This window comes from Lysinibacillus sp. NPDC048646, from assembly GCF_050272295.1.
GTDB lineage: Bacteria > Bacillota > Bacilli > Bacillales_A > Planococcaceae > Lysinibacillus.
Map to the genome: position 1 here is coordinate 67459 of NZ_JBNNLZ010000022.1, position 6794 is coordinate 74252.

General features: G+C 38.5%; 9 protein-coding genes and 1 riboswitch. All 9 genes read left to right on the forward strand.

Features of this window, described 5'->3' with window-relative positions; translation table 11 throughout:
• Positions 1-52: 52 nt before the first annotated feature.
• Entirely contained in the window at positions 53-1837 is a 1785-nt protein-coding gene (locus tag ACQKII_RS19305) for an acyl-CoA dehydrogenase family protein (RefSeq protein WP_427462033.1), read from the forward strand.
• Between the two features lie 105 nt (positions 1838-1942).
• On the forward strand, positions 1943-2185 hold the full coding sequence (locus tag ACQKII_RS19310) for a hypothetical protein (RefSeq protein WP_427462035.1): 243 nt from the start codon (positions 1943-1945) through the stop codon (positions 2183-2185).
• The gene (locus ACQKII_RS19315; RefSeq protein ID WP_427462037.1) at positions 2182-2538 is read left to right on the forward strand and encodes an arsenate reductase family protein; all 357 of its coding nucleotides are present in this window, start codon (positions 2182-2184) and stop codon (positions 2536-2538) included. Before ACQKII_RS19310 ends, ACQKII_RS19315 begins: the two co-directional genes overlap by 4 nt.
• Before the next feature lie 81 nt (positions 2539-2619).
• Positions 2620-3000, forward strand: a complete 381-nt coding sequence (gene gcvH / locus ACQKII_RS19320; RefSeq protein ID WP_427462039.1) for a glycine cleavage system protein GcvH — start codon at positions 2620-2622, stop codon at positions 2998-3000.
• A 95-nt stretch (positions 3001-3095) separates the two neighbouring features.
• A complete protein-coding gene (locus ACQKII_RS19325; RefSeq protein WP_427462041.1) occupies positions 3096-3437 on the forward strand; it encodes a hypothetical protein in 342 nt (113 codons plus the stop codon).
• Between the two features lie 14 nt (positions 3438-3451).
• Entirely contained in the window at positions 3452-3763 is a 312-nt protein-coding gene (locus ACQKII_RS19330; RefSeq protein WP_427462043.1) for a thioredoxin family protein, read from the forward strand.
• Positions 3764-3841: 78 nt separating this feature from the next.
• Positions 3842-3947: riboswitch (SAM riboswitch) on the forward strand.
• 84 nt (positions 3948-4031) lie between these two features.
• On the forward strand, positions 4032-5060 hold the full coding sequence (locus ACQKII_RS19335; protein WP_427462057.1) for a methionine ABC transporter ATP-binding protein: 1029 nt from the start codon (positions 4032-4034) through the stop codon (positions 5058-5060).
• Entirely contained in the window at positions 5050-5718 is a 669-nt protein-coding gene (locus ACQKII_RS19340) for a methionine ABC transporter permease (protein WP_427462045.1), read from the forward strand. The genes ACQKII_RS19335 and ACQKII_RS19340 overlap by 11 nt, the downstream gene beginning before the upstream one ends.
• Before the next feature lie 75 nt (positions 5719-5793).
• Positions 5794-6645, forward strand: a complete 852-nt coding sequence (locus tag ACQKII_RS19345; protein ID WP_427462047.1) for a MetQ/NlpA family ABC transporter substrate-binding protein — start codon at positions 5794-5796, stop codon at positions 6643-6645.
• The last annotated feature ends 149 nt before the right edge of the window (positions 6646-6794 follow it).

Genomic DNA, 6794 nt, shown 5'->3' on the forward strand with positions numbered 1-6794 from the left:
TTGTGTGTAAATTGTGTGAGTGCCAGGCACCAATAATAAGGAGGAATTTAAAATGACAGAAAAAACAACGGATATCATTAAAGGCGGCGGATTTATCATTGAAGACGTGGAATTAGATCGTGTATTTACACCTGAAGATTTCACAGATGAGCATAAAATGATTGCGAAAACGACTGAAGAGTATGTGGCAAACGAAGTATTACCTGTAGTTGAAAACTTAGAGCATCATGAGTTCGAACATTCAGTTCGTTTATTAAAAAGTGCTGGTGAGCTAGGCTTATTAGGTGCTGATGTACCAGAGGAATATGAAGGTCTTGGCTTAGACAAAGTTTCTTCTGCATTAATCGCAGAGAAAATGTCAGTAGCAGGTGGCTTCTCCATTACGCATGGTGCGCACGTTGGAATTGGTTCATTGCCAATTGTACTTTTCGGAAATGAAGAGCAAAAGAATAAGTATTTACCAAAGCTTGCTTCAGGTGAATTGATTGCAGCATACGCATTAACAGAACCTGGTTCAGGTTCGGATGCATTAGGTGCAAAAACGACGGCAAAGTTAAATGCTGCAGGTACACATTATGTATTAAACGGTGAAAAACAATGGATTACCAACGCTGGTTTTGCTGATGTATTTGTTGTTTATGCAAAGATCGATGGCGATAAATTCTCAGCATTTATCGTAGAACGTGCTTATAGTGGCGTTTCGGTTGGCCCAGAAGAGAAGAAAATGGGCATTAAATCTTCATCAACTCGTACCTTAGTACTTGAAGATGCAGAAGTACCTGTTGAGAACTTATTAGGCGAAGTGGGTCGTGGCCACGTGATCGCATTCAATATCTTAAACATCGGTCGTTATAAATTAGGTGTTGGCACAATTGGTGGATCAAAACGAGCTTTGGAGCTTGCCATTCAGTATACGAATCAGCGCCAACAATTCAAAACGAAGTTATCTGACTTCAACTTAACAAAAGAAAAATTATCAACAATGGCATCTCAATTATATGCATCAGAGTCATTAAATTATCGTACAGTGGGATTATTCGAGGATCGTTTAAGCCAGTTAAGTCCTGAAGAACAAAAACAAGGGAAAGTGATTGCAGATGCGATTGCTGAGTATGCAATTGAATGTTCTATTGCAAAAGTTTTCGGTTCAGAAACATTAGATTACATTGCTGATGAAGCGGTGCAATTACATGGTGGCTATGGTTTCATGGCAGAATATGAAGTAGAGCGTATTTACCGTGATTCTCGTATTAACCGTATTTTCGAGGGAACAAACGAAATTAATCGTATGATTGTACCTGGCACATTCATGAAAAAAGCATTGAAAGGTGAGCTTCCTTTGTTGCAAGTGGCACAAAACTTACAACAAGAGCTTCTGATGTTAATGCCGGAGGAAGTGGGTACGGAAGCCTTAGCACAAGAAAAATACCTTGTGAAAAATGCGAAGAAAATTGCTGTGTTAGCTGCTGGTATGGCTGCACAACGCTTTGGCGCAAAACTCGATCAAGAGCAAGAAGTGCTTGTGAATATTGCTAATATCGCTAACCAATTATTCGCAATGGAATCAACTGTATTACGTACAGAAAAGGCTATTGCACGTGCTGGTGTCGATAAAGCACATCAAAAACTTCTTTACACACAAATCTTCTGCCAAGAGGCGTTTGCAGAAATTGAAAAAGAAGCAAAAGATACAATTCTTGCTTCAGCAGATGGAGATGCTGCACGCATGACATTGTCTGCATTACGTAAGCTAACGCGTAACAATCCTTATAACCTCATTGCGAAGAAACGTGAAGCTTCAGTTAAACTAATTGAAGCAGAAAAATTCATCGTATAATTATGAACTAGCTTCCCATTATGGGGAGCTAGTTTTTTGCGTTAGACGGATTAAAATGAAAAAGTAACGGATAGAATCACGAAAGTGACGGATAGGATCACGAAAGTGACGGATAGGATCACGAAAGTGACGGATAGGATCGCGAAAGTGACGGATAGGATCGCGAAAGTAACGGATAGAATCGCGAAAGTGACGGATAGAATCGCGAAAGTGACGGATAGAATCGCGAAAGTGACGGATAGAATCACGAAAGTGACGGATACAAACCTAAAACAAAGGTTTCATTTTGGTTCACGACTAGTATGGTGGTATACTACAGAAAATGACTGTAGAGGAGCCTACATATGATGATTCAATTTATCTATTATCCAAAATGTACGACATGTAAAAAAGCGCAAAAATGGTTAACCGACAATGGCGTTTCATTTGAAGAGGTACACATTGTGGAACAACCACCAACAATAGAACAATTAAAGAACTATTGGCAGGCAAGTGGGCAACCATTGAAGAAGTTTTTTAATACTTCTGGCATGAAATACCGTGAGCTTGGTTTGAAGGATAAACTAGCTGAAATGTCAGAAGAAGAGCAACTTACATTGCTTGCTTCAGATGGTATGCTTATTAAAAGACCCATCGTAACGGATGGGGAAAAAGTGACACTAGGGTTTAAAGAATCGGATTTTGAGCAAGCTTGGAAATAACCGCTTTTATCCTTGTTTTTATGGGAGAAGTATGGCACACTGATAGTGAATATATTACATATTTATGGAGGGGTTTTTTGCATGAGCACACCTAAAGACTTACGATACTCTGAAGAACATGAATGGGTAAAAGTAGAAGATGGTAAAGTACGTATCGGTATTTCACACTTCGCACAATCTGAACTTGGAGATATCGTTTTCGTTGAGCTTCCACAAGTTGGCGATGAAATCAAAATAGACGATCCATTCGGTAGTGTAGAATCAGTAAAAACTGTTTCTGAATTATACGCGCCTATCTCAGGTAAAGTGGTTGAAGTAAATGCTGATTTAGAAGATAGCCCGGAATTCGTAAATGAATCACCATATGAAAAAGCATGGATGATCGTTGTAGAGCCTGCTGACGCATCAGAAATGGAAAAACTTATGACAGCAGAACAATACGAAGAAATGATTGCTGAATAAAGACAAGCCTGTAACACTTAAAACGTCGGAAAACACCGGCGTTTTTTATTATATAATGAGTAATAGGGGTTAGATGTTTAAATGGGGGTGTCGTGATGTTCGAGGGGAAATGTTTAATCGTGGAAGGCCGTTCGGATAAGCTTCAAATTGAACCTATTTTGAGTGAAAATGTACTAATACTTTGTACAAATGGTACAATCGGTGTTCATCAATTAGAAGAGTTACTCGATCCTTATGAGGGCTATGAGCTATTTACATTTTTTGATGCAGATACATCGGGTGATAAGCTACGGGCATTAATGGACAGACATTATCCAGAGGCGGAACATTTACGTACAATGCCAACCTATAAAGAAGTAGAGACGACACCGAGGAAAGTGCTAGCGATGATTTTACTTCGCGCACACTTCTCAATCCATAATGAATATATTTTGTAAGGTTGCGTGAAAAGATGGAAGAATGGTCAAAAGAGCAGTGGGAAGCAGCTATGCAGTCTGGTAAAAAAACTGCCTTATATTTATATACACCCATGTGTGGGACTTGTGCAGTGGCATCTAAAATGATGGCTATTGTTGAGCAGTTGCTGCCGCAGCTACAGCTTGGTAAAGCGAATATAAATTTTATGGAGCAACTGGCTTATGATTACCAAATAGAAAGTGTACCATGTCTATTGATCAGTGATGGCGAAAAAGTTACAGAAAAGGTATATGCTTTTCAATCCGTACCATTTTTATACGAATTGTTAAAAAAACCAATTGACTGAACTTTACTAGCATGGTAAAGTATCAACTATATTAATTTTATTTCAGCATAAGTTTCTAAATAAAAACAAAATATCGAACTCTTATGAAGAGTGGCGGAGGGAAGTGCCCGATGAAGCCCGGCAACCATCACATTTGTGAAAAGGTGCCAAATCACCCAAAGAAATTTTCTTTGAAAGATGAGAGAACGGTTCAACGTATAAAGTACGTGACCCCTTCAACTTGTCTGTGAGTGAAGGGGTTTTCTATATGAGAAAAGGAGTATTCGCTATGATACAGCTTCAAAATATTACGAAAACATACAAAACCGCGAATGGTGAATTAACAGCAGTCAAAGATGTCAACCTTTCCATTAACAAAGGTGAAATTTTTGGCATTATCGGCTATAGTGGCGCCGGTAAAAGTACGATGATCCGTCTATTAAACGGTTTAGAAAAGCCGACATCTGGTACGGTGACGGTTAACAACCAAGAATTTTCAGCTATTAAAGGGCAAAAGCTCCGAAATGCTAGACAAAAGGTAAGTATGATTTTTCAACATTTTAACTTACTATGGTCTCGAACTGTTGCAGAAAATATTGCGTTCCCATTAGAAATTGCAGGTGTACCTAAAGCACAACGAGAGGCACGAGTGAATGAATTGATTGCACTTGTTGGTTTAAAGGGACGTGATAAAGCATATCCATCACAGCTATCAGGCGGACAAAAACAACGTGTTGGTATTGCACGAGCGCTTGCCAATAATCCTGAAGTATTGTTATGTGATGAAGCAACATCAGCACTCGACCCCGAGACAACAGATGCCATTCTTGATTTACTTGTAGACATTAATGAAAGATTGGGGCTAACGATTGTCTTAATCACACATGAAATGCATGTGATCCGCAAAATTTGTCATCGTGTGGCGGTGATGGAGGCTGGAGAAATTGTAGAACGTGGTGAAGTTTTACAGGTCTTCCAAGCACCTCAAGCGGCTATCACGAAAAAATTTGTTTCGCAAATTACGGATACGAAAGAAACGCAGGAAACAGTGGCCCAACTAAAGACAAATTACCCAACCGGTCAACTTGTCAAGCTTGTCTTTGTAGGGGAAAAAACAGAACAGCCTGTTATTTCACATCTAGTAAAGCACTTTGATGTTGAAATTAGTATTGTACATGGTAATATTTCACAAACGAAAAATGGCGCATACGGTACACTTATTGTACAAATTGATGGTTCAGAGACCAATGTTACTGCTGCTTTAAATTATTTAAATACAGTGGAAGTACAAACGGAGGTGATTGCAGATGCTAACTAGTCTCTTTCCGAATGTCGACTGGGAAAAAATGTGGGATGCCACATACGAAACACTGTATATGACTTCTATCTCAACGATTGTAACCTTTATTCTTGGGTTAGCCATCGGTATCATACTATTTCTAACGAGTCCTAACCAACTGTGGGCTAATAAAATCGTTAACTTTTTAACAGGCTCAGTCGTTAATATTTTCCGCTCGATTCCATTTATCGTGTTAATCATCTTATTAATTCCTTTCACGAAATTTTTACTTGGGACAATCCGTGGGGCAGATGCAGCTTTACCAGCGTTAATCATTGGTGCAGCACCGTTCTATGCACGAATGGTATTAATTGCATTACGTGAAATTGATAGAGGTGTTATTGAGGCAGCTCGTTCAATGGGGGCAAAAACCTCAACAATTATTTGGAAAGTTTTAATTCCAGAATCTTTGCCAGCGCTTATTTCAGGTGTCACAGTCACTGCTGTTGCACTGGTTGGTTACACAGCTATGGCAGGTATTATTGGTGCAGGTGGCCTCGGAAACTTAGCCTTTTTAGACGGCTTTCAACGCAATCGTCAAGATGTAACTCTAATGGCAACAATTTTAATTTTAGTAGTAGTTTTCATCATTCAATGGATTGGCGACATGATCACAGCCAAAACAGACAAACGTTAACAAGAAAAATAGACAAGGTTATTCCGGTTTTATACCGCTAACATATTTTTACAAGATAAAAGGGAGTGTAAACAAATGAAGAAGTTTTTAGCAGGTTTATTGTTATCAGTACTTGTACTAGCTCTAGCAGCTTGTGGCGCTGATAAAAAAGAAGACGCAGGTTCTACAACTGGAGATAAAGATAAAGCAGACGAAAATGTAACATTAACTGTAGGTGCTTCTAATACACCACATGCAGTTATCTTAGAAAAAGCAAAACCAATTCTAGCTGAACAAGGTATTGATCTAAAAATTGAAACATACCAAGATTACGTTCTACCTAACCAAGATTTAGAATCTGGTGATCTTAATGCAAACTATTTCCAACATATTCCTTACTTAGATTTACAAATTAAAGATAACGGATATGATTTCGTTAATGCTGGCGGTGTACACATCGAACCAATCGGAATCTACTCTAAAAAATATAAATCGCTTGAAGAACTTCCAGAAGGTGCAACAATCTTACTTTCTAACTCTGTTTCAGACCACGGTCGTATGCTTTCATTATTAGAAGCTAAAAACTTAATCAAATTAAAAGATGGTATCGATAAAACAGCAGCAGAGATTAAAGATATTGCAGAAAATCCTAAAAACTTTAAATTCGATGCTAATACTGCACCAGAAATGCTTGTACAAATGTTCGAAAATGAAGAAGGAGATGCTGTCCTTATCAACTCGAACTACGCGATTGATAACGGTTTAAACCCAACGGAAGATGCTATCTCTCTTGAAGATAAAGAGTCACCATATGTAAATATTATCGCAGTACGTGCTGGCGATGAAACAAAACCAGAAATTAAAAAATTCTTAGAAGTATTAACATCTAAAGAAATCCAAGACTTCATCCTTGAAGAATGGAAAGGTTCAGTTGTACCAGTTAAGTAATTTATTTTAGTAAAGAGTATATGATTAAATAGTACAAACTTTGGTTTGTACTATTTTTTTTGGTGTGCCGGGCATGTCCGTCAACTAGGTGATGAAAGTTCACTGTGGGCGTTGGGATATGCGAACCACTAGCCAAGTGCAAGGGTGTC